The organism is Delftia sp. (genome assembly GCF_059499305.1).
In genome coordinates, this window is sequence record NZ_JCABYI010000040.1 from 57,638 (window position 1) to 82,362 (window position 24,725).

The 24,725-nt window shown below is 63.1% G+C and carries 22 protein-coding genes; 8 read left to right on the forward strand and 14 right to left on the reverse strand.

The window, feature by feature from the left end:
* Positions 1–34: 34 nt before the first annotated feature.
* From AC5I49_RS28030 to AC5I49_RS28060, 7 genes are read right to left on the reverse strand one after another with little or no spacing between them, the layout of a single operon-like run.
* Positions 35–1,120, reverse strand: a complete 1,086-nt coding sequence (locus tag AC5I49_RS28030; protein WP_152683531.1) for a glycosyltransferase family protein — start codon at positions 1,118–1,120, stop codon at positions 35–37.
* Positions 1,107–2,588 (reverse strand): glycosyltransferase family 4 protein, encoded by a 1,482-nt coding sequence (locus AC5I49_RS28035; RefSeq protein WP_495790195.1) that lies wholly within the window; start codon positions 2,586–2,588, stop codon positions 1,107–1,109. Before AC5I49_RS28035 ends, AC5I49_RS28030 begins: the two co-directional genes overlap by 14 nt.
* Positions 2,585–4,687, reverse strand: a complete 2,103-nt coding sequence (locus AC5I49_RS28040; protein ID WP_495790196.1) for a methyltransferase domain-containing protein — start codon at positions 4,685–4,687, stop codon at positions 2,585–2,587. The genes AC5I49_RS28035 and AC5I49_RS28040 overlap by 4 nt, the downstream gene beginning before the upstream one ends.
* The gene (locus AC5I49_RS28045) at positions 4,668–6,077 is read right to left on the reverse strand and encodes an ABC transporter ATP-binding protein (protein ID WP_310044572.1); all 1,410 of its coding nucleotides are present in this window, start codon (positions 6,075–6,077) and stop codon (positions 4,668–4,670) included. The genes AC5I49_RS28040 and AC5I49_RS28045 overlap by 20 nt, the downstream gene beginning before the upstream one ends.
* Positions 6,067–6,894 (reverse strand): ABC transporter permease, encoded by an 828-nt coding sequence (locus AC5I49_RS28050; protein WP_047326495.1) that lies wholly within the window; start codon positions 6,892–6,894, stop codon positions 6,067–6,069. Before AC5I49_RS28050 ends, AC5I49_RS28045 begins: the two co-directional genes overlap by 11 nt.
* A 55-nt stretch (positions 6,895–6,949) precedes the next feature.
* Entirely contained in the window at positions 6,950–8,395 is a 1,446-nt protein-coding gene (locus tag AC5I49_RS28055; RefSeq protein ID WP_047326494.1) for a mannose-1-phosphate guanylyltransferase/mannose-6-phosphate isomerase, read from the reverse strand.
* Positions 8,392–8,760, reverse strand: coding sequence for a DUF2304 domain-containing protein (locus AC5I49_RS28060; protein WP_047326747.1), 369 nt, complete (start codon positions 8,758–8,760; stop codon positions 8,392–8,394). Before AC5I49_RS28060 ends, AC5I49_RS28055 begins: the two co-directional genes overlap by 4 nt.
* Before the next feature lie 319 nt (positions 8,761–9,079).
* On the opposite strand from AC5I49_RS28060, the gene AC5I49_RS28065 reads away from it, so the two are divergent.
* The 5 genes from AC5I49_RS28065 to AC5I49_RS28085 all read left to right on the forward strand — a co-directional run bounded on the left by AC5I49_RS28065 (position 9,080) and on the right by AC5I49_RS28085 (position 14,637).
* On the forward strand, positions 9,080–9,913 hold the full coding sequence (locus AC5I49_RS28065) for a cysteine hydrolase family protein (protein ID WP_495790197.1): 834 nt from the start codon (positions 9,080–9,082) through the stop codon (positions 9,911–9,913).
* Between the two features lie 55 nt (positions 9,914–9,968).
* Positions 9,969–11,168, forward strand: a complete 1,200-nt coding sequence (pncB, locus tag AC5I49_RS28070) for a nicotinate phosphoribosyltransferase (RefSeq protein WP_012207404.1) — start codon at positions 9,969–9,971, stop codon at positions 11,166–11,168.
* Positions 11,169–11,207: 39 nt separating this feature from the next.
* Positions 11,208–12,908 (forward strand): NAD+ synthase, encoded by a 1,701-nt coding sequence (locus AC5I49_RS28075; RefSeq protein ID WP_209799752.1) that lies wholly within the window; start codon positions 11,208–11,210, stop codon positions 12,906–12,908.
* Between the two features lie 46 nt (positions 12,909–12,954).
* Positions 12,955–14,073 (forward strand): bifunctional nicotinamide-nucleotide adenylyltransferase/Nudix hydroxylase, encoded by a 1,119-nt coding sequence (locus tag AC5I49_RS28080; protein ID WP_495790198.1) that lies wholly within the window; start codon positions 12,955–12,957, stop codon positions 14,071–14,073.
* A 72-nt stretch (positions 14,074–14,145) separates the two neighbouring features.
* Positions 14,146–14,637, forward strand: a complete 492-nt coding sequence (locus AC5I49_RS28085; RefSeq protein ID WP_012207407.1) for a GNAT family N-acetyltransferase — start codon at positions 14,146–14,148, stop codon at positions 14,635–14,637.
* A gap of 20 nt (positions 14,638–14,657) precedes the next feature.
* Here the strand turns inward: AC5I49_RS28085 and AC5I49_RS28090 are convergent, their stop codons facing one another.
* The 7 genes from AC5I49_RS28090 to AC5I49_RS28120 all read right to left on the reverse strand — a co-directional run bounded on the left by AC5I49_RS28090 (position 14,658) and on the right by AC5I49_RS28120 (position 21,517).
* Positions 14,658–15,596: a CysB family HTH-type transcriptional regulator gene (locus AC5I49_RS28090; RefSeq protein WP_013800726.1), complete on the reverse strand. Its 939-nt coding sequence runs from the start codon at positions 15,594–15,596 to the stop codon at positions 14,658–14,660.
* An 87-nt stretch (positions 15,597–15,683) separates the two neighbouring features.
* The gene (locus tag AC5I49_RS28095; RefSeq protein WP_012207409.1) at positions 15,684–16,172 is read right to left on the reverse strand and encodes a VOC family protein; all 489 of its coding nucleotides are present in this window, start codon (positions 16,170–16,172) and stop codon (positions 15,684–15,686) included.
* A 111-nt stretch (positions 16,173–16,283) separates the two neighbouring features.
* Positions 16,284–16,949, reverse strand: coding sequence for a methionine ABC transporter permease (locus AC5I49_RS28100; RefSeq protein WP_013800725.1), 666 nt, complete (start codon positions 16,947–16,949; stop codon positions 16,284–16,286).
* Entirely contained in the window at positions 16,927–18,093 is a 1,167-nt protein-coding gene (locus AC5I49_RS28105) for a methionine ABC transporter ATP-binding protein (RefSeq protein WP_133073912.1), read from the reverse strand. The genes AC5I49_RS28100 and AC5I49_RS28105 overlap by 23 nt, the downstream gene beginning before the upstream one ends.
* A gap of 13 nt (positions 18,094–18,106) precedes the next feature.
* Positions 18,107–18,919 carry a MetQ/NlpA family ABC transporter substrate-binding protein gene (locus AC5I49_RS28110; protein ID WP_279993029.1) on the reverse strand — a complete coding sequence of 271 codons (813 nt, stop codon included), beginning with the start codon at positions 18,917–18,919 and terminating at the stop codon, positions 18,107–18,109.
* A 19-nt stretch (positions 18,920–18,938) separates the two neighbouring features.
* Positions 18,939–20,042, reverse strand: a complete 1,104-nt coding sequence (locus AC5I49_RS28115; protein ID WP_495790199.1) for an isopenicillin N synthase family dioxygenase — start codon at positions 20,040–20,042, stop codon at positions 18,939–18,941.
* 35 nt (positions 20,043–20,077) lie between these two features.
* Positions 20,078–21,517: an O-acetylhomoserine aminocarboxypropyltransferase/cysteine synthase family protein gene (locus AC5I49_RS28120; protein WP_495790200.1), complete on the reverse strand. Its 1,440-nt coding sequence runs from the start codon at positions 21,515–21,517 to the stop codon at positions 20,078–20,080.
* Positions 21,518–21,735: 218 nt separating this feature from the next.
* On the opposite strand from AC5I49_RS28120, the gene AC5I49_RS28125 reads away from it, so the two are divergent.
* The 3 genes from AC5I49_RS28125 to AC5I49_RS28135 are packed head-to-tail and all read left to right on the forward strand — an operon-like array spanning position 21,736 to position 24,724.
* Positions 21,736–22,842 carry an ABC transporter substrate-binding protein gene (locus tag AC5I49_RS28125; protein WP_016450925.1) on the forward strand — a complete coding sequence of 369 codons (1,107 nt, stop codon included), beginning with the start codon at positions 21,736–21,738 and terminating at the stop codon, positions 22,840–22,842.
* Complete coding sequence (locus tag AC5I49_RS28130) at positions 22,839–23,894, forward strand: ABC transporter permease (RefSeq protein ID WP_495790201.1); 1,056 nt, start codon at positions 22,839–22,841, stop codon at positions 23,892–23,894. The genes AC5I49_RS28125 and AC5I49_RS28130 overlap by 4 nt, the downstream gene beginning before the upstream one ends.
* Positions 23,888–24,724 (forward strand): ABC transporter ATP-binding protein, encoded by an 837-nt coding sequence (locus AC5I49_RS28135; protein WP_012207417.1) that lies wholly within the window; start codon positions 23,888–23,890, stop codon positions 24,722–24,724. The genes AC5I49_RS28130 and AC5I49_RS28135 overlap by 7 nt, the downstream gene beginning before the upstream one ends.
* Position 24,725: the final 1 nt, after the last annotated feature.

Genomic DNA, 24,725 nt, shown 5'->3' on the forward strand with positions numbered 1-24,725 from the left:
TTTCCTCCTGCCAGATAAAAGTATTCAGCCTGATCTAGGCAGCCAATCGGGAGCGAAGATCGGAAGCACCGGCCAGAAACATCTCCCTCATTGCCCGCACCACTTGCTTGTTCTTTTTTTGCATCATTTCCCTGGAGACTCTATCTGGAAAAAATCCCGACTCGAACTCATTCTCTGTCACATACGCATACCCCAATTCGAGAAAATCCCCCAGCATGGGAGAGCGAACGATGGGGATCAAGCCAACCTCCATATACTCGTAGAGTTTGGTTGGGCAGGCCACCCTATTCACAGCGGAGTCATCACGGAGCACCAGACCAAAGTCATGATTCATATACTCCTGCACCAAATTTTCCTTTGGGCAAAATCTGAATTTCGGGTTCTTTGGCAGCGGCTTCTTTTTTGCGTCTTTCTCGATAGTCTTCCAATCCTGTGAAAGAAATTGAAAATCAGCCAAGCCATGAGCCACAGCAGCAAGCTCCAGCATGGCATCTACATTCTGCCAAACCTGTATACCTCCTGCATATACAACCCGGACGGGTAGTTCACTTTCGCCCTTGGGATCACCCACGTTGGCTGGAAAATGCATTTCCTCAACAATCGGCAAGACAATCACCTTTGGATTGATCAGCGGATACTTCTCCCGATAGTGCTTTTGCATTGCCCGTGTCACCATCACGCAGGCTTTTGCCTTTCGGAGAACATCCTGCTCAATGGCTTCGTATTTTTCTACCAGTTCAGGACGCCCAAGCATCGCCTCCTCTTCCGGAACGATTCCATGAAAATCAACAATGCACTTCCCGGAGTCCAACCATGGCACAATGAACTCGGCAAGGTGAATGGTATGTATATATACAGTATTCACCGACTCATAAATACTGTCCAAGACCCCCGTGTAGTCGGGACTGCCTGGTGAAATGCAGATCTCCCACGCGTTCTCTTCCACCTTGGAAAAACTGGCTTCCGGGGAATTGTTGTGCGATATATGTATATAGAGTCGTGCACGCTGCTTGATAATTTCGTCCACAGCGCCAATCCGGCTCATCCAGCCCTCTTTCACCCTCTTTCTCGATGGAAATGGAGCGACTATTGCGATCTCTATATCTTCAAACATATTCACGAGATTTTCTCATCGATTGCAGCAGGCTAATGTACTTCCCAACTGTGCTGTCGATCGAGTATTCGGCAAATTGTTCGGCAGCATTCAGGGCCTTCCCCAGATACTCAGGGTATTCATCCAATACCTTCAATGTGGCTTCAGTAAGCGAATCGACCACAGAGTCGGGCATCGCTGTCAGGAATACGTCCACATTCCTGACATCAAGCTCCTTCTGGGAAAGCGCACAGGCCTGTGCGATATGAACGTGCCCATAAGCCTCCTGCAACTCCTGCGCGGCACCTGTCGCGGACAGAATTGCGGGAAGGCCAAAGAAGGACAATTCAAGCGTGGCGATGCTAAAGCCTTCCAAGACGGAAGGAAGAATGCCAACATGGGTCGATGCCATCAGCTTGGACAGATCACGCCTGGACAATGCGCCAGCAAGCGTCACAGACCCGGAAACCCCCAATCGCTCGATGTCTTCATTCAATTTTGAGAAAATATCCGGATAACCATCCATGGATCCCGCCATCACAAGTCGTGCATCTGGATATTTTTGCTTTATCCGGGCAAACGATTTCACAATCAGCCTATGGTTCTTCTGCGGGTGAAGATTTGCAATATGCAACAACACAGGAGCACTTCTTGTCTCCAGCCTGTTTTTTCGCAGCAAATCCAAAGGCGGCCGAATCAAATCCAGATTATTCAGTCCATTGTTTATGAGCGATAACCTTGCAGCATCGATGCCCAACTCCTCCGTGGAGAATTTTGCAACAAATCCGGATACTGCAATGAAATGACAAATATCATTTCTCCGCATATCCGCAATAGACCTGTTGCCTCTTTGCCAATAATATGCATTGTGAATCACTTCAAGCACGGGAATGCCAGCTTCTCGGAATGAATCCAGAGAAAAGTAGCAATGATGGGTAATAGCTACCGCATTGACGGACTTGGCAAGGGCTGATCTCAGAGCTTCTGTGTTCTGGTGCAGTTCCATGACGTCGATGCCGTGCGATCTCGCTTCTGCAGCACTTCGCCCGCCATCCTTTGCCACCAGAATCTTGCATTGAATTCCGGCCTGACGAAAATTCAGACACAGGTCAATCACGACTCGCTCGACACCACCATCATGAAATGCATCGACAAGCATTATCACCTGCGGCGTCGAGCCGGCTGGACACGCCTTGACCGAATCAAGATTCACGAATCCAATCGATGCCTCAGACGGAGCCTTCCCCTCCGGAGGCTTGACATGTGGCTCGGGCCTACTTGCGAGGGAAATAGACAGCTTATCCCGCAAAAACCCAAATGTATGCCGAATGGCGCCCCCCAAACCCAGCTCAGACCTGACTTCAGCAAACTGGCTATAGCGCCATAGTGTATTTTTAACGACCCGCTCCAACCCTCCTTCCTTGCCCCCTTCCGCCGTTCGCAGGTTGAATACACCGGCCATCCTCTCGACCTCGAACTTCTTGCGGTCACTCAAAAGTCGATTGGAATATTCATAGTATTCATTACCCCAATTCTTGTAATGATCTGTCGCTCAAAAAAACCAGTTGATTCCCTGAAGAGCAAGTGTGGCGACAGATCTGCCTTGTCCAGCGCAGACAGGAGATATGCAGCTCGGGCTGCCTTGTCAAAAAGTTGAGACATCTCTGCCAGACCGAATGGCAAAGGCCCCAACTGTTCGCCTGTGATGTTTACCCATGATCCGGATGAGAGGCGCTGGCACTCGTCGATCGAGCGCAACAGATACTGTTTTGCAGCAGGCAGATCACGTTTTTGGAGAGCAAATCTTGCCAGACAGAACAATGCATCCAATGTCTTGTTTCCAAGTATCGGGCTGTAGGGCAATACATCTATCTTGGCGCATTCCGAATAAAAGAAAGATGCATCGCCAGTTCGACCCTGCTTTCGGGCTAACTCCCCTGCGGCGAACAACAAAGATACTTGCCAACGAATATGATGGGCCGTCGGCAGCGAAATTGAGGCATATCTGCGCACATCCTCCTCAAGAGCCTTGACCGCGGTTTCTGGCGTCTCTGGCTGCTCGATATGAAAATAGATTCGACCACACAACGCCGCACCATAATCCACCGACTCAGGATCGTAAGAGGCCAGGACACGTTCTTGCATGTCTGCAAGTCGCTCCTTGGAGCCCATGCGCATGCCGATCGTTACCATCCCCTTCAACAGCCAGGGATTCTGATAGTCACGAGCAAAGGCTGCTACATTGAAACCTGGATCTTCTGGTAATCTCCATGCTGTTTCTTCGTATGGAATGCCTTTACCCTCAAGAGGATCAGCCATCCCCAGCAAAAGCACCCACTCAGACTCTTGCTCAGGTGTTACATCGGCCGGAACATTGACCCACTTGCGGCTTCCATTTGGACATTTAAGCGCACCTCCTGCTGTTTGCAGGAACCCTTGCTCCAGCAGAAAGAGCTGCCCTACCTCAGCAACCAGGCGATCCCAGGTATAGACATGAAAATGATGCGGATTGGGGTCCTTGCCGGTTTCATCAACCCAGTTGTTTGGAGCACAGACCATGACCCTTCCTGAAGGTTTGAGCACGCGCTTCAATTCCCGAAGGTATGCCATCGGTTCTGGAACATGCTCGATCGTCTCGAAAGCAGCAATAAAGTCAATGCTATTGTCAGGAATGGAGCTCAGCGCCTGGGCATCGCCGCACCTGAACTCCACCCTCCCCTGCTGCCCATAGTTGGCTTGCGCATAGGCAATTCCGAAATCACTGAGGTCCACGCCAATGACTGATCTGGCTTTGGATACGTTATAGAGAATATGGCTCCCATAACCCAAACCACATGCCACATCAAGGACCTGGTCTCCAGGGCGGATGAAATCGCATGCCTTGTAATAGCGAATGCAGTGGGCATCGGATCTTCTTCCAGTCACCCGCAGCATGTCATTGTGAAGCATTTTTTCTTCTTCAAGCACGGAAAGATCGAACTCCACTAGTGCCTTGGCCGGTATTTTTTCCAGAATGACGAATACCTGCCACCCATCCTTATTAAGCGCTTCGTAATCGTTGACGTAATAATAAAGAGGATGCTTGCGGAATCCCGCCTCGAAACACCGATCCTCCCACCAGGCGCGCCCCTCGATTGTCAGATGCCAATGGCCATCACGGTCTGGTGTGGTTGCTATCTGCAGGAAAACATATCGCGAAGAAACACGATACATCTCACGCAGCGCTGCCGGAACATCTTCCGGAGCCAGGTGTTCAAGACAATCTGTCGAAACAACAGCATTGAAATGTTCATCAGGAAATGGAATCGACAGGACCGAACCTTCGAAGAATCGATTCTTCCATCGTGCATTTGCACGCTCCACCACCACAGATGAAATATCCATGCCTACCACATCGATATCCAGCGAAAGAAGCTCTTCAATCAGATATCCCTCTCCACAACCGATATCAATGGCAGATCCATATCCACAGGTTTCTGCAATCAATCGAGCTGTTTTTTTCAGATCACTGCTGCGCTCGCCGACTCGATCAGAACGCTGCCAATAGCCATCATAGAGAGTCTTGTAGTCAAGTTCATTCTTGTTCTGCATCATCCCACCTCGCCTTCATGCACAAATCTGTCAGTCCACCAAAAAAATACTCATTCTTACGCATCAACACCTGAAAGAAAGCAGCCTCGTCCTTCCAATGGAGAATCCGCTGCGCCCCATAGTCCGGACTCTCTTCATGAGATATCGCTGCCTGGATTTCATAAAGATTCGTCCCTAATCGGCAATCAAATTCCAGCCATACGATAAACTTTTCATCAGCGTTGAATCTTCTACTCCAAAATATCAGCTCATCCGAGCCGCTTGCCATGATCCGCATATCTTGATTCAAGGTCCCCCAAGAATATATCTTTATCCCCTCACGATTGCGAACCCTTACGGCAACATTCAGATTCGTTGCTTCAATTCTGGAAAGGCACTCCATCCGAATACGAATAAGATCTCCCGGATAGAACACGCTCCCCGGATTTCCATCGCTATCAAACAGTGTCGTTGTCAATATCTCGACGCCACCATCTCCAAACGACAGATCATCTGTTGGCCCAGACGGGGATCCATGCTCAACTCCACTTTCCGAAAGAAACGCACCAGATGATGAATCAATGGAATCCGCCCCCACCCTGGAAGTCTTCAGCTGAATATCTTTCATGGCCTGGATGAAGTAGGCAGACTCTTCCTCATGCATCAGCCTTCTGTAATCCAGCAGCACCTGGGATGAAGCGCCAGAAGAGACACATGTACCTCTTTTTAGCAGGATTGCCCGTTCCGTCAGCGTTCGCACTGCCTCCTGATCATGTGAAACAAAGAGCAAGGTAACGCCATCTGCGCGCAGTTTCTCGATACGACGAAAGCAGCGCTTTTGGAAAAGTGCGTCCCCTACAGCAAGCGCCTCATCGACAATCAGAATATCTGGCTCAAGCTGCACTTGAACGGCGAAAGCCAGGCGCACCAGCATCCCGCTGGAGTAGGTTTTGACCGGCTGATCAAGAAATCCGCCTATATCCGCAAATGCCGCAATACTATCGAACCGTACATTGACCTCGTCACGGCTCATTCCCAGCATCAGGGCATTCAAATACACATTTTCTCGGCCCGTGAACTCTGGGTTGAACCCTGATCCAAGCTCAAGCAGTGCTGCAACCCGTCCGAATGTTTCAACATTGCCCTGCGTCGGATCAAGCGTTCCTGTAATAATTTGAAGCAGCGTGCTTTTTCCACCGCCATTGCGCCCAACAATACCGAACGCCTCGCCCTTCCTGACTTCAAAATCAATGTCCCTGAGAGCCCAGAATTCGCGATAGTAATTCCTCTGCGGCATTCCTGCAATTTTCTGCAGCCTGGGGAGGACTATTTGCTTCAACCTGTCACGAGGCTGGTCATAGATTTGATAGCACTTGCTCAGCCCATCAACCTTGATCGCAATATCAGATGACATCGGCAAAACCTTTCCGCATCTTCTGAAACCAGGCAAATCCGGCCCAGGCAATCGCGGCTGCGACACACATTTGCAATGACCAATTCAACCAATCAACCCCACGACCCCAGATCATTGCACCCCGAGCCTGCTCCAAAATATCTGCAAGCGGATTCAAACGGACGATGGCCTGATATTTTTCAGGCAGCGTGGAAACCGGGTAGAAAACAGGGGACAGGAACATTATCACCGTGGTGATCACCCCCACGACATGCACGATATCACGCAGATAGACACTCAACGATGCCAGTATCCACGAAAAACCCATAATCAGAAGAATCAAAGGAAGAAGAATGATTGGCAGATACAGCATGCTCAGCGGAGGAGTTCCGAAAAATATGAGATAAAAAGCCATCCAGACAGATGCACTGATAATAAAATGAAAAAGTGCAGTACCCAGTGCAACGAGAGGCAGCACTTCAAGCGGAAAAATTATTTTCTTGACATAATTGACGTTGTTGACGACCAGCAATGGCGCACGCCCTATGCATTCGGAAAATATATTGAAAACCATCAAGCCAGAAAACAGAATCATTGCAAATTCCGTTTTCGAGTCAGTCCCCCCAGACCAGCGCGCCTTGAAAACCACGCTGAACACGAACGTATAGACGATCAACATCAGCAGCGGGTTGAAGAAAGACCACAACAAGCCCAGCGTTGCACCTCGATAGCGGCCAAATATATCCCTCTCTATCAAGCTGAATATCAAGCTGCGATTGACGGCAATAGATTTAAGTAGCTCCAGCGGCGACACCGATCGAGCAGCATGAGGATTCATCCGATATCCTTTGTATTATTCTTCATCAATCTCCGGCCATCCATTTCGATGGTCGTCAGCCCCGGCCATAGACATCATCGAAACGCACGATGTCATCCTCGCCCAGATAATCACCGGACTGCACTTCAATGATTTCCAATGGCTCCAGACCTGGATTTCTCAATCGATGGAGATGCCGTACGGGGATGTAGGTGGATTCGTTTTCACGCAGTTGAAAGCTGCGCTCGCCATGCGTGACCTCGGCCACGCCCTTGACCACGACCCAGTGCTCTGCCCGATGCTGGTGCATCTGCAGACTCAGGCTGGCGCCGGGGTTGACGACGATGCGCTTCACCTGGAATCGCTCACCACCATCGATGCGGTCGTACCAGCCCCAAGGGCGGTGCACCTTGCGATGCGATGAAGCCATCTGGCGGTTTTGCGCCTTCAATTCGGCAACGACTTTCTTGACATCCTGTGCTCGGCGTTTGTCCGCCACCAAGACGGCATCGGCCGTTTCAACCACGATGATGTTGTCCAGGCCCACCGTGGCGACAAGGCAGGTCTCCGAGAACAACAAGCTGTTTTGGGTATCAATCGCCAGGGTCTGACCGGCATGGGCATTGCCTCGGGCATCGTGAGGCAGCACCTCCCACAAGGCGTCCCAGGCGCCGAGGTCGGACCAGTCTGCATCCAGGGGCACCACATGGGCTGGGATTCCCAAGTCCAGGCGGCCCGGCAGATGCTCCATGACTGCATAGTCGATCGAGTCGGAAGGGCAATCGCTAAAAGCCTCGCTTTGAGGTCGGATGAAGTCCAGATCGCGGCTGCTGTGCTCGACGGCAGTCTGGCATGCCCGCAGCATCTGCGGCTGCAACGCGGCCATGGCCTTGAGCCATTGTCCTGCCCTGACCATGAACAACCCGCTGTTCCACAGGTAATTTCCACTTTCCAGATATGCCCGGGCCACATCCAGACCGGGCTTCTCTTCGAAGCGCCGGATGGCAAAAGCGTCGAAACCTTCCACTGCCAGGGACTTCTGGATATAGCCATACCCTGTCTCCGGTCGATCCGCCACGACACCGAAAGTCACCATAGACCCCTGCCGAGCCAGTTGCCAGGCAGTGTTCAGGGCGTGGTGCAGCCGCTCCAGGTCACGGATGACATGGTCGGCCGGCATGGCAAGCAGAACATCGTCGGCATCGGCTACCAGGGCGGCGAGTGTCAGTGCGGGCGCCGTATTGCGCCCCACGGGCTCCAGCACGACCCTGGCCCCATGGAACCCAGCCTCCTGCAATTGCTGGGCCGCCAAGAATCGATGCTCGCTATTGCACACCACGATCGGCGAGGCCCTTGGAATGTGGGGTGCCAGACCGTCGAGCCGCCTGACGGTGTCCTGCAACAGAGAAATGCCCGTCCCTTTCACTGCAAGAAACTGCTTGGGATAGGCTTCGCGCGAAAGAGGCCACAGGCGGGTACCGGAGCCGCCGCACAAGATGACGGGAAGCAGGGCGGATATCATGGGGTCGGGGGTTCGGACGGGGCCCGGAGGAGGTCCGCAGCATCCGCCTCGAGCATCGCGAGCCGCTGATTGAGCCGCCGTACATCACGCTCGATGCGGGTGTTGACCATGTCGGCATGCAAGGCCTTGATGAGCAGGACGATGCTGGCCAGCAGCAGCAGCATGGCCGGTGGATAGCTGATGCCCAGCACCGCTGCCAGGCGGTTGATCATCCCGGGCCAGACGCCCAGCACGACGGCAGCCACGGCAACGACCACCCAGAACAGGCCGTGCATGAGGTAGAGATGGTCGCGCCGGATCAGGTACAGGATCAGCGCGGCCAACCCTATGCCCATGAAAGTCGTTGTTACCTGAAGGGATGCCATATTGATAATCAAAAGCTACCGAATGAACCCATTCGGTTGATGCAGGGCACGCCTGAAAACAGCGCAATGGCGGTCTGAAACAGGCCAAGCCGCCAACGAAATACGTAAAACCTCCCATTGTAGGTTCCGCATCATGTTCCGAAGTCGCTTCCCCCTCTCGTTTCGCCCTGGCCTTGACAGGGATGTGGCGCCGTATTTCACAGCCCCTGCAGAAGCGGAAGGATCAAGCCTTGGTGACAGGCGACGCTCCTGCAGCACTACACTGAAGCATTGACCTGATGCACCGACCACGCACTGTTGCTTGCGTGCACCTTCATATATGCCATCTTCCACCACCCAGCTCCTGGTCATAGACCCCCAGAACGACTTCTGCGATCTGCCTGAGGACTGGTGTCCTGGCGGGCAACGTCCCAGCCTTCCCGTGCCGGGTGCCCATGCCGACATGCAGCGGCTGGCCGATTGGATACGGCGCGAGGGGGCGAAGGTGGACGCCATCACGGTGACGCTGGACTCGCACCAGCGCTACGACATCGCCCATCCGGCTTTCTGGCAACAGGGCAATGGCGACGACAGCGGCGATGTGGCGCCGTTCACCGCGATCACGGCGGCGCAGGTGCGGGCGGGGGTGTTCCGGCCGCGCAACGCCGAGGCGCTGCAGCGCAGCCTGGACTATCTGGATGCACTCGAAGCCAATAGCCGCTACACGCTGATGGTCTGGCCCGTGCACTGCGAGGTGGGCAGCTGGGGCCACGGTATCCATGCCGATGTGCTGGCGGCCTGCGGCGACTGGCAGCAGCAGCGCCAGCGCGCCGTGTACAACGTTTTCAAGGGGCTCAATCCCTGGACCGAGCACTACAGCGCGCTGCTGGCCGAGGTGCCGGACCCTGCCGATCCGGCGACCTTGCTGAATACGGCCTTGCTGGAGCGGCTGGCCCAGGCAGACATGCTGGTGGTCGCGGGCGAGGCGAGCAGTCACTGCGTGCGCTCCACGGTCGAGCATCTGGTCGAGCACCTTCCCCATCCTGAGCGCATCGTGCTGATGCACGACGCCATGAGCCCGGTGCCGGGCTTCGAGTCCGCGCACCATGATTTCCTTGCAGCCATGCAGGCCCGCGGATTGCGGCTGGCCTCCAGCCAAGAACTCCACCTGTAGGGGCGGACCGCCTTCACGCGCGCAGCCCCCTTTCCTGTTTCCCCAGCATCGCACCATGGCTCCCATCATCACCAGCCTGCTCGACACCGATCTCTACAAATTCACGATGTGGCAGGCCATGCTGCACCGCAATCCCCAGACCGAGGCCGAATACGAATTCGTCTGCCGCACGAAGACGGCCTTCCCGCTGGCCGAGCTGCTGCCCGAGGTGGAGCGCGAGCTGGACGCCCTGTGCGCGCTGCGCTTCACGCCCGAAGACCTGGCCTACCTGGGCGGGCTGCGCTTCATGAAGAGCGACTTCATCGACTTTCTGCGCATCTTCCAGTTCCAGCGCGCCTTCATCCGTGCCTGGGCCGATGGCGACACCCTGCACATCGAGGCCAAGGGCCCCCAGGTCCATGTGATGGGCTTCGAGATCTATGTGCTGGCCATCGTCAACGAGCTGTATTTCCGGCGCTTCGACGCCGAGGCGGCGCTGGCCGAAGGCCGCAGGCGCCTGGCCGGCAAGATCGAGCGCCTGCGCCACCTGGCCTGCGAGGCCAGGCTGCGCAATCCCTTCGAGCTGTTCGACTTCGGCGTGCGCCGGCGCTTCTCGGGCGCCTGGCAGCGCGAGGTGGTCCAGGCCTTTGCCACGCAGACGGCGCAGTGGTTCAAGGGCACGTCCAACGTGCTGCTGGCGCGCGACTTCGGCATCGTGCCCATAGGCACCATGGCCCATGAGTACCTGCAGAGCTACCAGGCCCAGGGCGTGCGCCTGCGCGACTTCCAGATCGCCGCGCTGGAGGACTGGGTGCAGGAGTACCGGGGCGACCTGGGCGTGGCCCTGACCGACACCGTGGGCATGGATGCCTTCCTGGCCGATTTCGACATGTATTTCGCCAAGCTCTTCGACGGGCTGCGGCACGACTCGGGCGACCCGTATGCCTGGGGCGAGAAGGCCATCGCCCACTACCAGAAGCTGCGCATAGACCCGCAGGCCAAGCGCCTGGTGTTCTCCGACGGGCTGGACCTGGACACGGCCCTGGCCCTGTACCAGCGCTTTGCCGACCGCATACAGCTGGGCTTCGGCATCGGCACGCGGCTGACCAACGACATGGGGCTGGAGACCATCAACATCGTGATGAAGCTCACCCATGCCAACGGCCAGCCCGTGGCCAAGATCTCGGACTCGCCGGGCAAGACGCTGTGCAACGACGAAACCTATCTGGCCTATCTGCGCCAGGTCTTCGGCCTGGCCCAGCCTGTCGCCGTCTGACACCGCCCGACACCGCCTGACACCGCCAAGGCTCCATTCATGCTGCGCATCACCATTGCCCAACTCAACCCCACCGTCGGCGACATCGCCGGCAACGTGGCCCGCATGGCCGAGGCCGCTGCCCGCGCCGCGCACGCGCAGGCCGACCTGCTGGTCTTTCCCGAGCTGTCGCTGTGCGGCTACTACCCTGGCGACCTGCTGGACGAGCCCGCCTTTCGCGAGCGCCTGGAGCAAGGCTTGCAGCAGCTGCTGCAGGCCACGCGCCAGTGGCCGCAATTGCACTGGGTCATCGGCGCGCCCACGCGCGCCAGCGGGCCGGGCAAGCCGCTGCACAACAGCCTGCTGGTGCTCAAGGACGGCGCCGTGCGCCTGCGCTACGACAAGCAGCTGCTGCCGACCTACAACATCTTCGACGAACGCCGCCACTTCGAGCCCGGCCCCGACGCGGCCAAGGTGCTGCGCATAGGCCAGGCCCAGGTGGGCTTTCTGGTGTGCGAGGACGGCTGGAACGACGCCGGTGCCGACTACGCCACCAACCCCTTCGCGCGCATGGCCGACGCCGCGCCCGACCTGGTGGTCAGCATCAACGCCAGCCCCAGCCACCTGGGCAAGCGCGAGCAGCGCCACGAGATCTTCGGCCAGGCGGCCACGCGCCACGGCCTGCCCATCCTCTACGTGAACCAGATCGGCGGCCAGGACCAGATCGTGTTCGACGGTGCCTCCTTCGCGGTGGAGCCCGGGCGCGGCGTGGTCTTCGAGGCCGATCGCTTCGTGGAGGACCTGCGCACGCTGCAGTTCGGCGACGGACGCTTCCTCGACGCGGCCGGCCAGCCCTGCACGAGCGTGCCGGCCGCAGGCCTGCCCACCATGGAGTTCTACCGCCGCCAGATCGTGCTGGGCCTGCGCGACTATGCGCGCCGCTGCGGCTTCACGCGCGCCGTGGTCGGCAGCTCGGGCGGCATCGACAGCGCGCTGACCCTGGCCCTGGCGGCCGAGGCCCTGGGCGCGGACAACGTGGTGGCCGTCACCATGCCCTCGCGCTTTTCGTCGAGCGGCTCGGTCGATGACTCGGTGATCCTGTGCCGCAACCTGGGCATCACGCTGCATGAGCACCCGATACGCGAACTGGTTGACGGCTATGCGCGCCAGTTCGAGGCCAGCTTCGGCCAGCCGCTGCGAGGCCTGCCGCTGGAGAACCTGCAGGCACGCATCCGCGGCACCACGCTGATGGAGTACTCCAACGCCTTCGGCCACCTGCTGCTGACCACGGGCAACAAGTCCGAGATCTCGGTGGGCTACTGCACGCTGTATGGCGACACCAACGGCGGCCTGGGCCTGCTGGGCGATCTGTACAAGACCGAGGTCTTCGAGCTGTCGCGCCACATCAACCACAGTGCGGGCCGAGAGCTGATTCCCCAGGCCATCATCGACAAGCCGCCCTCGGCCGAGCTGGCACCCGACCAGAAGGACGAGGACAGCCTGCCGCCCTATGCGGTGCTGGACGAAATCCTCAAATACGCCATCGAAGGCCGGCACCTGTCCACCGCCGAATACGGCACGGCCGAGCGCTTTGTGACCCAGCTGCTGGGCCAGCCCGGCGGGGCCGAGCTGGTTGACCGCGTCAAGCGCATGATCTTCCGCAGCGAGTACAAGCGCCGCCAGGCCCCGCCCATACTGCGCGTGCGCCCGCGCGCCTTCGGCACCGGCCGCCAGATGCCAATTGCCGCCCACTACGAATGAAGCCAGAGTGAAGCCACCGAGCCTGTTTATGCAAGAGACTGCCGCCATGGACGCCCCCACCGAAACCCCGGCCACCAGCGAGCGCGTGCACACCGCCGTGCTGATCGGGCGCTTCCAGCCGCTGCACAACGGCCACATGGCCCTGCTGCGCGCGGCGCTGGAGCGTGCCGAGCAGATCGTCGTCGTGCTGGGCAGCGCCTGGCAGGCGCCCAATCCCAAGAATCCCTTCAGCTGGCAGGAGCGCGCGCAGATGCTGCGCGAGGCGCTGCCGCCCGCGGACGCGGCCCGCCTGCACTGCGTGCCCGTGCGCGACTACTACAACGAGCCGCTGTGGGTACAGGCCGTGCAGCAGGCCGTGCAGTCCTGCGTGCCCGAAGGCGCCAGCGTGGCCCTGGTCGGCCATTTCAAGGACGCGACCAGCGGCTACCTGGCGCGCTTTCCGCGCTGGCAGCTGATCAGCCTGCCGCGCCTGGGCCAGTTCGACGCCACGCCGCTGCGCGACATCTACTTCGGCGAATCCGGCGTGGACTTCGAGGCCCTGGCCGCCCAGGTGCCGCCCGCCACCCTGCAGTTCCTGCGCCAATGGGCCACCACGCCCGTCCATGCGCAGATGTGCGAGGAATGGCGCATGCTGGCCCGGTACCGCAAGGCCTGGGCTGCGGCGCCCTACCCGCCCGTCTTCGTGACCGTGGATGCGCTGCTGCGCTGCCGCGTGCCGCACGAAGGCGCGCAACAGGACCACATCCTGCTGATACGCCGCGCCCATGCCCCGGGCCTGGGCCTGTGGGCGCTGCCGGGCGGCTTCCTGGAGCCGCGCGACACGCTGTGGCAGTCCTGCCTGCGCGAGCTGCGCGAGGAGACCTGCTCCACGCTCAGCGAGGCCGACCTGCAGGCGGCCCTGCAGTCCGTGCAGGTCTTCGACCACCCCGACCGCAGCCTGCGCGGGCGCACCATCACCCATGTGCATTACCTGGACCTGGGCGTGCTGCCCTCGCTGCCGCCCGTGCAGGGCGGCGACGATGCGGCACTGGCGCGCTGGGTGGCCGTCTGCGACCTGCCCGCCATGGAAAGCGCGTTCTTCGAGGACCACTTCCAGATCCTGCGCCAGTTCCTGCCCCTTCCGGTGCAACAGCCCCTGGCGGACACGGGCGTGAAAATCGGCTAAAACCGGAGATTGCGGCGCCATCTTGCGCCGCAATACCGTTTTTCCGGGCTTCCCGTGTTCCCCCGCGATTGAATGACTACCACCCTACAGATCCGACCCGCCACCCCCGATGACGCCGAGCTCATCGTCCGCTTCGTGCGCGAACTCGCCGTCTATGAAAAAGCCGAGCATGAAGTCCTGGCCACGCCAGAGCATGTGAAGCGCACCCTGTTTGCCGACAACCCCGCCGTCTTCGGCCTGATCTGCCTGCATGGCGACCAGCCCGTGGGCTTTGCGGTCTACTTCTTCAATTACTCGACCTGGCAGGGCCGCCACGGCCTGTACCTCGAAGACCTCTACGTCACGCCCGAGGCGCGCGGCCTGGGCGCGGGCACGGCGCTGCTGCGCCGCCTGGCGCAGATCGCCGTCGAGAAGGACTGCGGCCGCTTCGAGTGGAGCGTGCTCGACTGGAACCTGCCCTCCATCGAGTTCTACGACCGCCTGGGCGCCCTGCCCCAGACCGAGTGGATCCGCTACCGCGTGACCGGCGACACCCTGCTGGAGATGGCGCGCGAGCCGGGCTGAGGCCGGCCCCCTTCGTCTGCCTACTCGGGCTCCACGCCCTGGCGCACGGCCTGCTCGACCACCTCGCGCGTCAGCGTGGGCACGAAGGTCTCGATGAAGGCATAGGCATAGCCGCGCAGCCAGGCGCCCTTGCGCAGGCCCAGCCGCGTGGTGTTGACCTCGAACAGGTGGCCGGCGTCCAGCGTGCGCAGGCCCTGGTCGCGCTCGGCATCCAGCGCCACCGAGGCGACGATGCCCACGCCCATGTCCAGCTCCACATAGGTCTTGATCACGTCGGCGTCCATGGCCGTGAGCACCACGTCGGGCTCCAGGCCCTCGCGCGCAAAGGCCTCGTCGATGTGGGCGCGGCCCGTATAGCCCTGCTCGTAGGTGATGATGGGAAAGCGCGACAGCGCCTCCAGCGTCAGCGCCTGCTGCGACTGCAGCAGCGGGTGGCCGGGCGGCACGACCACGCCGTGCGTCCAGCGGTAGCAGGGCAGCGCGACCAGGCCTTCATAGCCGGCCAGCGCCTCGGTGGCCACGCCGATGTCGGCCTCGCCGCTGCGCAGCATCTGCGCCACCTGCTCGGGCGAGCCCTGGTGCAGGTGCAGGCGCACCTGCGGATAGCGCTGGCGGAAGTCGCGCACCACATGGGGCAGCGCATAGCGGGCCTGCGAGTGGGTGGCGGCAATCGACAGCCGCCCCTGCTCGCTGGCGCTGAAGTCGGCGCCCACGCGGCGCAGGTTGTCGGCCTCCAGCATCAGGCGCTCGACGATGGGCAGCAGCGCCTCGCCGGGCGGCGTCAGCCCGGTCAGCCGCTTGCCTGCGCGGATGAAGATCTCCACGCCCAGCTCTTCCTCCAGCTCGCGGATCTGACGGCTCACGCCAGGCTGGGAGGTGTGCAGCGTGTGGGCCACCTCGGTCAGGCTGTAGCCGCGGCGCACGGTTTCGCGCACATAGCGCAGTTGCTGGAAGTTCATGGGCAAGGCTCCGCCCGGGGCCAGTGCGGCCCGGGCCTGTGGAAGGCAAAAGCAGGAAGGGAAGAGAGAGGGGGACGGCGAGAGGCTTCAGGCCGAACAGGCCACGGCCGGCTCGTCCGGGGCATCGGCCGCTGCCTCGCGGGGCAGCTCCAGCAGCTCGATCAGATTGCCTGCGGGGTCTCGCGCATAGCAGCGCCGGCCCTCGCTCACGGGCGCCACCTCCAGCGCCAGGCCGCCGTGCACCAGCAACTGCTGGCGCAGCGCATCCACGTCGCTGACCGTCAGCGCCAGGTGCACCAGGTTGCCCGCCGCGCGCTCGGTGCCGCCGGACTGCCCCTTGTAGGGCACCAGATCGATGCGCTGCCCGCCGGCCAGAAAGCTCAGGCCCGGACGCCCGGCAACGGTCAGGGCAGACAGGCCCAGCACTTCGCCATAAAAGCGCTCCATGGCCGCCTGGGCGCGCGCCGGGAAGGACAGCTGGACATGGTGGACGCCACAGACGATGGCCACGCCAGGCTTCATGGCAGTGCGGCCGGCAAGAGGGGAAGGCCAGGCGGGGCGTGTGGTGTGGGTCATCGAAGCATCTCGGAAAAGAATCAGCAGCCCGAATGCTGCTGCAGGCCATTGTCGAGACAAGTCGAAAAAACCAAAAATAATAAAAATTCAGTCTGTTATTTCCAAATCATCTCAAGAGATCGAACGCCGGTGGTCGGCACGGCGCGCCAGCCATTCGCCGCCGAACTGCAGCACCGACACCAGGGCCACCAGGATGACGATGACCTCGAACATCACGCGCGTCTCATAGCGCTCGTAGCCGTAGCGGATGGCTAGGTCGCCCAGGCCGCCCGCCCCCACGGCGCCCGCCATGGCCGAGGCATTGACCATGGCGATGACGCTCACGGTCATGCCGCCGATCAGGCCCGGCAGCGCCTCGGGCAGCAGCACCTGGCGCACGATCTGCGGGCGGCGCAGGCCCATGGCGCGCGCCGCCTCCACCAGGCCGCCGTCCACCTCGCCCAGGCTGACCTGGGCGATGCGCGCAAAGAACGGAATCAGGTTGGCCGACAGCGGCACCACCGCCGCCCAGGTGCCCAGCGTGGTGCCCACGATGGCGCGCGTCACCGGCAGCAGGGCCACCAGCAGGATGATGAAGGGAATGGCCCGGCCGATGTTCACCGCCGCCGACAGCCCCCGGTACAGCCGCGGCCTGGCGTAGAGCCCGCCCGGCGCCGTGGTGTGCAGCACGATGGCCAGCGCCAGCCCGGCAACGATGGCGATCAGCGAGGACGCGCCCGCCATCAGCAGGGTTTCCAGAAAGGCCTGCAGGTATTTATCGAGCGGGGGCAGGGACATGGCCAAGCAGTTGCAGTGAATCGGCGCCCAGCGCCTGTTGAAGGGAAGACAGCGCGGCCGGCGAGAGCGGTGAAAGCGGTGAAAGCGGCGGGGGTGCCGACGGCAGATCCTGCACCGGCACGCCCACCAGCAGGCGGCCCTGCGAACGCCCGCGCATGCAGTCCAGCCCGCCCTGCAGCAAGCGGGCACGCGGGCCCAGCACCTGGAGCTGCGCCAGCGGCAGGCCCTGCTGGCTGCCGCCGTCGGCCCATCCGATGGCCAGCACGGCGACGGCCTCCGGGCCATCGGCCGCTGCCACCAGTTCCAGGTCCGCCGCCAAGGCCTGCCGCAGCGGCCGCAGCAGCGCACGCGCCGCCTCCGAGCGCGGTGCCGCAAACAGCTGCCAGACCTCGCCGATCTCCTGCAGCCGGCCCTGGTCCAGCACCAGCACGCGGTCGCAGACCTCGCGGATCACGGCCATGTCGTGCGTGATGAGCACGATGGTCAGCCGCAGCTTGCGGTTGATCTCGCGCAGCAGCTCCAGGATGGACTGCGTGGTCTCGGGGTCCAGGGCCGAGGTGGCCTCGTCGCACAGCAGGATTTCGGGCTCGTGCACCAGCGCGCGCGCAATGCCCACGCGCTGCTTTTGCCCGCCCGAGAGCTGGGCCGGATAGGCGCCGCTCTTGTCCGCCAGCCCCACCAGGGCCAGCAGCTCGTCCACCCGCGCGCGCACGAGCGCGGGCCGCCAGCCCGCGGCCTGCAGCGGCAGGGCCACGTTCTCGTACACCGTGCGCGAGGACAGGAGGTTGAAGTGCTGGAAGATCATGCCGATGCGCCGGCGCAGCGCCACCAGCGCGTCCTCGTCCAGCGTGGCGACATCGGTGCCGTCCACCAGCACGCGGCCGCTGCTGGGCCGCTCCAGCGCATTGATGGTGCGCAGCAGCGTGGATTTGCCGGCGCCGCTGCGGCCGATGATGCCGAACACCTCGGCACGCGCCACCTCGAAGCTCAGCGCCTGCAGTGCGTGCACGGGCTCGCCCGCGCTCCTTCCCGCGCCCCTGCCCGTTCCCGGGTAGTGCTTGCGCACGCCCTCGAAGACGATGTGCGGCCGCTGCAGCGCATCGATTGCATGGGGCTCGCCGGCCGCCGCCTGTTCCACCTTCATTGCCTTACACGCCTCAGAAGGCCGGCAGCACCGAGCCCTGGTACCTGCTCACGATGAACTGGCGCACGGGCTCGGACTGGTAGGCGCGCAGCAGGGCCGCGACCCAGGGTGCAGCGCGGTCGCGCTCGTGCACGGCAATGATGTTCACGTAGGGATTGCGCTCGCGCCTTTCGACGGCAATGCCATCGCGCGTGGCGATCAGCCCCGCCTGGTAGGCAAAGCTGTTGACGATGGCCGAGGCATCGAGATCGTCCAGCGAGCGCGCCAGCACCACCGAGGCCGCCTCCACCAGCTGCACCTTCTTCTGGTAGCTGGCGACGTCGGCCAGGCCCGCCGTGCCCTTGAAGGGGTCGAAGCCCTCGCGCAGCTTCAGGATGCCCTGGTCCTGCAGCACCACCAGCGCACGCGTCTGGTTGCTGGGATCGTTGGGAATGCCCAGGCGCGCGCCAGCGGGCAGGTCGGCCAGGCGTTTGTGCTTTTTCGAATAGAAGGCGATGGGCGAGATGTAGGTGTCGCCCGCCGCCACCAGCCGGTAGCCGCGCTGCTGGTTCTGGTCGCGCAGGAACGGCACATGCTGGAAGGAGTTGGCCTCGATGTCGCCGTTGTTCAGCGCCTCGTTGGGGCTGGCCGCGCCGCTGATGACCACGGGCTTGACCTGCAGACCCTGCTCGCGTGCCACGCGGGTCACCACTTCCCAGATTTCCTCGTCCACGCCGCCGCGCACGCCCACGCGCAGCGGGCCGGCCTGCGCTGCCCGGATGGCGCCTGACATCGCCGCCACCGAGGCCCCCGCCGCCAGTCCCCGCAGAAATACTCGCTTGTCCATCGCACAGTCCTTTCAAGAATCAATAGGCACCAGGGTGCAGCTCACGGCCGGCCGCGCGGGCCTGGGCCTGCAGGCGGGCGAAATGCTCGGGATAGAAGCGCTGGGCCACATCCAGGTGGGAGCGCACGCGGCCCTTGAGCGCGTTCTCGCCCACATGGCTGAACAGCGGGTTGTCCGGGTCGCTCTGCGGCCCCGTGGCCAGCACGGCCAGCTCGGGCGGCAGGGTCAGCAGCGGCACCTGGCCCAGGTCCAGGCGCGGCGCCAGGAAGTAGGCGATGGAGTAGCGCTGCACGCCCGCGCGCGGCACCAGCACGCGATGCACGTTGGCGCGCAGATAGCCGTTGGTGGCCAGCTCCAGCATCTCGCCGATGTTGATGACGAAGGCCCCGTCGCGCGGCGGCACATCGACCCAGCCGGCCGGCGTCTCCACCTGCAGCCCGCCCACCTCGTCCTGCAGCAGCAGGGTCAGCAGGCCGCCGTCCTTGTGCGCGCCCACGCCCTGGCCTGCTGCGCCCAACTCGCTGCCCGGGTAGTGGATGATCTTGATGCGGTGCGCAGGCAGGCCGCTGACCAGGGCGTCCAGCGCGCCCTCGGGCAGCTGCAGCGCGGCCACGAAGTGGCGCAGCAGCTCCAGCGCCACGCCATGCGCTGCCGCCTGCCAGGCCAGCACCTCCTCGCGGAACCCGGGCAGGGCCTGCGGCCACTGGTTGGGGCCTTGCAGCCCCTTCCAGTCCGGCACGCCGGGGCCTGCGGGAATCTCGGGCGACTCCTCGCCCAGGTCGATCTGCTCGCGCTGGTCGGGCCGCTGGCGCGTGATCTCCATGCCCACGGCCGTATAGCCCCGGAAGTGCCGCGTGTTGGCAATGGCCAGCGCCTGCTTGTCCGCCAGCGGCAGCGCAAAGAATTCGCGCGCGCGCCGCTGTATGCCCTGCCATGCCTGCCGGCCTATGCCGTGCCCTTCCAGGTAGAAGAAGCCGGTGTCGCGTGCCGTGCGCGCCAGCTGGCGCAGCGCCTGGGCCTGCGTGGCCGGGTCGCGCAGGGCCTGCAGGTCGATGACGGGCAGGGCCGGGGTTGCCGCCGTGGCGGCGGGCGCTTCGAGGGTGGATGCTGTCAAGGTGCTCATGCTGTGCTGCCAGGGAAGTGGGAAGGAAGGGGCGCTCAGGCCGCCAGGCGCTGATCGCGGTCTTGCTCGTGGTCTTGTTCGCGGTCTTGTCCGCGTTCGGCAGCCAACACCGCATGGCCCTGCGCCTGCTCCAGCGCCTGCTCCAGCGCCTGCTCCAGCGCCTGCTCCAGGTCGGCCAGCAGGTCCTGCGGGTGCTCTATGCCGATGGACAGGCGCACCAGCCCGGGCGCAATGCCCACGCGCGCCAGCTCCTCGTCGCTGAGCAGGCTGTGCGTGGTCTCGGCAGGAATGGCGGCCAGCGACTTGCTGTCGCCGATGTTGACCAGGCGCAGGAACAGGCGCAGCGCGTCATAGAAGGCGCGCGCCGCCGGCCGGCCGCCGCGCAGCTCGAAGCCCAGCAGCGCCGGCACATGCCCGCCGCGCAGCTGGCGCAGGGCCAGCGCGTGGTCGGCGTGGCCGCTCTGGCTGGCGTGGTGTATGCGCTCCACCAGCGGATGGCGCTGCAGGAAATCGATCACGGCCAGCGTGTTGCGGCTGGCGCGCTCCTGGCGCAGGCCCAGTGTCTCCAGGCCCTGCAGCAGCAGGAAGGCGCTGTGCGGCGCCAGCGCCGCGCCGCAGTTGCGCAGCAGCACGGCACGGGCCCGCGCGATGAAGGCGCGGTCGGGAAATTTCTCGGTGAAGACAAAGCCCTGGTAGGCCGGCTCGGGCGCGCTGAACTGCGGGTAGCGCCCCGCGTGCGCCACCCAGTCGAAGCGGCCGCTGTCCACAATCAGCCCGCCCAGCACATTGCCGTGTCCGCCAATGGCCTTGGTGGCCGAATGCACGACGATGTCGGCGCCCCAGTCGAAGGGCCGCAGCAGCAGCGGCGAAGCCACGGTGTTGTCCACCACCAGGGCCACGCCGGCCGCATGGCTGATATCGGCCAGCTGGCGCAGGTCGGCAATGCCGCCCGATGGATTGCCCACGGACTCCACGAACACGGCCTTGGTGCGCGGCCCTATCGCCCGGCGCAACGCCTGGAAATCATCCTTGGCCACGGCCGTGCTCTGCACGCCGCGCGAGGCCAGCACATGGGCGATGAAGTTGTGCGTGCCGCCATACAGCTGCGAGGCCACGACCACATGGTCGCCCGCACTGGCCAGCGTGGCCAGTGCCACGTCGATGGCGGCCATGCCCGAGGCCAGGGCCAGCGCGGCCACGCCGCCTTCGAGAGCCGCAATGCGCTGCTCCAGCACCGCCAGCGTGGGGTTGGCCGTGCGCGAGTACACATCGCCCTCCTCCACCAGGCCGAACAGGTTGGCGCCGTGCTGGGCGCTGTCGAACACGAAGGAGGTGCTCTGGTAGATGGGCACGGCCGCGCTGCGCTGCTGCTCTCGCCCCCGGTAGCCGGCGTGCAGGGCCTGGGTGTCCTGCTGCCACAGCGCATCGCTGGCTGCGTCGTGCGGGGCGGACTCGGTGCCGGTCGCTGAGGTCATGCATGGACTCCGTATGAGTGGTCGATGCAGCCCATTATTCGAAGCCCGCGCCCTGCGCACTACGAAGAAAAACGCGTTCGCTTATTCGGTTTGCGCATGTCGCCGGGCCGCGCCCTTCCTAGTTGCCACGCACATATGGATGCGCGTTTTGCGTCGTTGGAAACACGGCACTCAGCGGACAGCATCGGCAGTCCCGAAACTGCTTTGGAGGGAGTTCCATGACCCGCAAGACCCAGACCGAGATCGACAGGACCCAGGACAGCCGCTGCGCCCATGGCGCCGATTGCGGTGCTTTCGGGGCGCTCGATGCTCCCGAGGCGACCGAGCCCTCGCTCTCGCGCCGCGCCCTGATCCGCGCCGGCGCCGCAGCCGGCGCGCTGGGATCGGCCGCCTGGTTCAGCGGCCGCGCCGGGGCGCAGCCGCGCCAGAAGATCACCTTTGCCTGGAGCCAGGCCAGCTTCTGCCATTCGCCCATTCCCGTGGCGCTGGAGCGCGGCTTCTTCGAGCGCAACGGCCTGGACGTAGAACTGCTGAACTGGGGCGGCTCGGCCGACCAGTTGCTGGAGGCGCTGGCCACGGGCAAGGCCGATGCGGGCGCGGGCCTGATCCACCGCTGGATCAAGCCGCTGGAGGCGGGGCTGGATGTCAAGCTCATCGGCAGCGTGCACGGCGGCTGCCTGCGCCTGGTCGGCCTGAAGTCGGCCGGCGTCACGCTGGACCCCAGCACGCTCAAGGGCAAGACCATCGGCGTGGCCGATCTCAACAGCCCGGCCAAGCAGTTCTATTCCATCCACCTGGCCAAGCGCGGCCTGGATGTGGACAAGGATATCGAATGGCGCGTCTACCCGGCCGACCTGCTCGATGTGGCCGCCAAGAAGGGCGAGATCCAGGCCATTGCCGACGGCGACCCGAATCTCTACCTGATCGAAAAGCGCAACCCCGGCACCTTCCTCGAACTGGGCAACAGCGCCAAGAACGAGTACGCCGAAAGCATTTGCTGCGTGATCGGCGCAGGCGCAAAGTTCGCCCGGGCCAACAAGCCCGCAGCGGCCAGCGTGGTGCGCGCGCTGACCCAGGCCTCGGACTACATCGCAGAGAACCCTAACGAAACGGCGAAGATCTTTGCCAGGTACTCGCCCAAGGTGCCCGTCGAGGACCTGCAGCGCCTGCTGGCCGAGCTGACCTTCAAGCACCATCCGCACGGCAAGCCGCTGCGCGACGAGGTCCAGGCCTTTGCGGCCGACTTCCGCACGGCCGGCGTGCTCAAGAAGCAGACCGACCCTGGCCGCTTTGCCAGCCACATCACGCTGGACGTCCTCGCATGAGCACCGCAAGACCACGCTGGCGCCTGGGCGCCACGGATGCCGCACCCGGCCTGGAGCGGGAACAGGCGCAGGGCACGCGCAAGCCCGGCCCCTGGCGCACCGGCCTGCTGGCCGCCGCCGCCTGGGCCGGCCTGGGCATGCTGACCCTGCTGTGGCCCAACAAGGAGATCGGCTTCAGCGAATGGGCGTTCACGCAGGAATTCGGCATTGCCGCCCTGGTCGTGGCCCTGTTGCTGCTGGCATCGGCCGTGCTGCCTGTACGAGGCGCACGGCGCGTACGGCGCATCGACCGCTGGCTGCGCCCGGCCGGTGCCTGGCTGGTGGCCGCGCCGCTGCTGCTGGCGCTGTGGGAGACGCTGACGGCCAAGCTCGGCGCGCTGCCGCCGCCGTTCTTCGCACCACCGCAAAGCCTGATCGACGTGGTGCACGAGGACTGGCAGCGCCTGGGCCTGTCCACGCTGTATTCGCTGCGGCTGCTGCTCAACGGCATCGTGTTCGGCGCGGTGATCGGCTTTCTCACGGGCGTGTGGATAGGCTGGTCGCGCATCGCGGGCTACTGGGTGCATCCGCTGCTGCGCTTCCTGGGGCCGGTGCCGGCCTCGGCCCTGCTGCCGCTGGCCTTTTTCTTCGCGCCGTCGAGCTACTCGGCAGCCGTGTTCCTGGTGGCGCTGGCCACGTTCTTTCCGGTGGCCGTGCTGACCTGGTCGGGCGTGGCCTCGGTCAGCAAGAGCTACTACGACGTGGCGCGCACGCTGGGCGCATCGCCCTGGTTCCTGGTGCTGCGCGTGGCCATCCCGGCCGCCCTGCCCCAGGTCTTCGTGGGCCTGTTCATGGGGCTGGGCGCCTCGTTCTCGGTGCTGATCACGGCCGAGATGATGGGCGTGAAGGCCGGCCTGGGCTGGTATCTGCAATGGGCCCAGGGCTGGGCAGCCTACGCCAACATGTACACGGCGCTGCTGGTCATGGCCGTGCTGTGCTCGGGCCTGATCACGCTGCTGTTCACCGTGCGCGACCGCACGCTGTCTTGGCAGAAGGGAACCGTCAAATGGTGATTGCCGCAGAACACGCCGCCAACGCCGCAGCCACGCCCGCCATCGCCGGGGCGGCCCTAGCCGGGGCGGCCCTAGCCGGCGCGGCCATCGATGTGCAGGCCGTCAGCCACTGGTTCGGCCAGGGGCAGGGCGCGCTGCAGGTGCTCGACGAGGTCAGCCTGCAGGTGCGGCCTGGCGAGTTCGTCGCCCTGCTGGGCCCCAGCGGCTGCGGCAAGTCCACGCTGCTGCGCCTGGTGGCCGGGCTGGACGCGCCCACGGCCGGCGCCGTGGCGCAGGACGGCACGGCCATCACCGAGCCCGATCCCTCGCGCATCGTCGTCTTCCAGGACCCCACGCTGTTTCCCTGGCGCACGGTGCGCGGCAACGTGGCCCTGGGCCTGCAGGCACGCGGCCTGCTGGACAGCCAGGCCCACCGCATCGATGAGGCCCTGCGCCTGGTCGGGCTGGAGGATTTCGCGGACAGCCATCCCCACCAGTTGTCGGGCGGCATGGCCCAGCGCGCGGCCCTGGCGCGCGCCCTGGTCAACGACCCGCGCCTGCTGATCCTGGACGAGCCGCTGGGCAAGCTCGACTCGCTGACGCGGCTGGCCATGCAAAGCGAGATCCTCAAGATCTGGCAGCGCGCAGGCTTTTCCGTGCTGCTGGTCACCCACGATGTGGAAGAGGCCCTCTTCCTGGCCCACCGCGTGCTGGTCTTCAGCCAGCGGCCCGCCCGCATCGTGGCCGAGATCGATGTGGACCTGCCCTACCCGCGCCAGCGCGGCCACGCCCGCCTGTCCGAGCTGCGCCACGAGGCCCTGCGCCACCTGGGCCTGGACCAGACCTGGTAGC

What these genes read in the sequence shown, in the direction of transcription:
- AC5I49_RS28040 (WP_495790196.1), bottom strand. Translation starts at nt 4,687, where the DNA reads ATGATGCAGAACAAGAATGAACTTGACTACAAGACTCTCTATGATGGC.
- AC5I49_RS28045 (WP_310044572.1), bottom strand. Translation starts at nt 6,077, where the DNA reads ATGTCATCTGATATTGCGATCAAGGTTGATGGGCTGAGCAAGTGCTAT.
- AC5I49_RS28050 (WP_047326495.1), bottom strand. Translation starts at nt 6,894, where the DNA reads ATGAATCCTCATGCTGCTCGATCGGTGTCGCCGCTGGAGCTACTTAAA.
- AC5I49_RS28055 (WP_047326494.1), bottom strand. Translation starts at nt 8,395, where the DNA reads ATGATATCCGCCCTGCTTCCCGTCATCTTGTGCGGCGGCTCCGGTACC.
- AC5I49_RS28060 (WP_047326747.1), bottom strand. Translation starts at nt 8,760, where the DNA reads ATGGCATCCCTTCAGGTAACAACGACTTTCATGGGCATAGGGTTGGCC.
- AC5I49_RS28065 (WP_495790197.1), top strand. Translation starts at nt 9,080, where the DNA reads ATGCCATCTTCCACCACCCAGCTCCTGGTCATAGACCCCCAGAACGAC.
- pncB (WP_012207404.1), top strand. Translation starts at nt 9,969, where the DNA reads ATGGCTCCCATCATCACCAGCCTGCTCGACACCGATCTCTACAAATTC.
- AC5I49_RS28075 (WP_209799752.1), top strand. Translation starts at nt 11,208, where the DNA reads ATGCTGCGCATCACCATTGCCCAACTCAACCCCACCGTCGGCGACATC.
- AC5I49_RS28080 (WP_495790198.1), top strand. Translation starts at nt 12,955, where the DNA reads ATGGACGCCCCCACCGAAACCCCGGCCACCAGCGAGCGCGTGCACACC.
- AC5I49_RS28085 (WP_012207407.1), top strand. Translation starts at nt 14,146, where the DNA reads ATGACTACCACCCTACAGATCCGACCCGCCACCCCCGATGACGCCGAG.
- AC5I49_RS28090 (WP_013800726.1), bottom strand. Translation starts at nt 15,596, where the DNA reads ATGAACTTCCAGCAACTGCGCTATGTGCGCGAAACCGTGCGCCGCGGC.
- AC5I49_RS28095 (WP_012207409.1), bottom strand. Translation starts at nt 16,172, where the DNA reads ATGACCCACACCACACGCCCCGCCTGGCCTTCCCCTCTTGCCGGCCGC.
- AC5I49_RS28100 (WP_013800725.1), bottom strand. Translation starts at nt 16,949, where the DNA reads ATGTCCCTGCCCCCGCTCGATAAATACCTGCAGGCCTTTCTGGAAACC.
- AC5I49_RS28105 (WP_133073912.1), bottom strand. Translation starts at nt 18,093, where the DNA reads ATGAAGGTGGAACAGGCGGCGGCCGGCGAGCCCCATGCAATCGATGCG.
- AC5I49_RS28110 (WP_279993029.1), bottom strand. Translation starts at nt 18,919, where the DNA reads ATGGACAAGCGAGTATTTCTGCGGGGACTGGCGGCGGGGGCCTCGGTG.
- AC5I49_RS28115 (WP_495790199.1), bottom strand. Translation starts at nt 20,042, where the DNA reads ATGAGCACCTTGACAGCATCCACCCTCGAAGCGCCCGCCGCCACGGCG.
- AC5I49_RS28120 (WP_495790200.1), bottom strand. Translation starts at nt 21,517, where the DNA reads ATGACCTCAGCGACCGGCACCGAGTCCGCCCCGCACGACGCAGCCAGC.
- AC5I49_RS28125 (WP_016450925.1), top strand. Translation starts at nt 21,736, where the DNA reads ATGACCCGCAAGACCCAGACCGAGATCGACAGGACCCAGGACAGCCGC.
- AC5I49_RS28130 (WP_495790201.1), top strand. Translation starts at nt 22,839, where the DNA reads ATGAGCACCGCAAGACCACGCTGGCGCCTGGGCGCCACGGATGCCGCA.
- AC5I49_RS28135 (WP_012207417.1), top strand. Translation starts at nt 23,888, where the DNA reads ATGGTGATTGCCGCAGAACACGCCGCCAACGCCGCAGCCACGCCCGCC.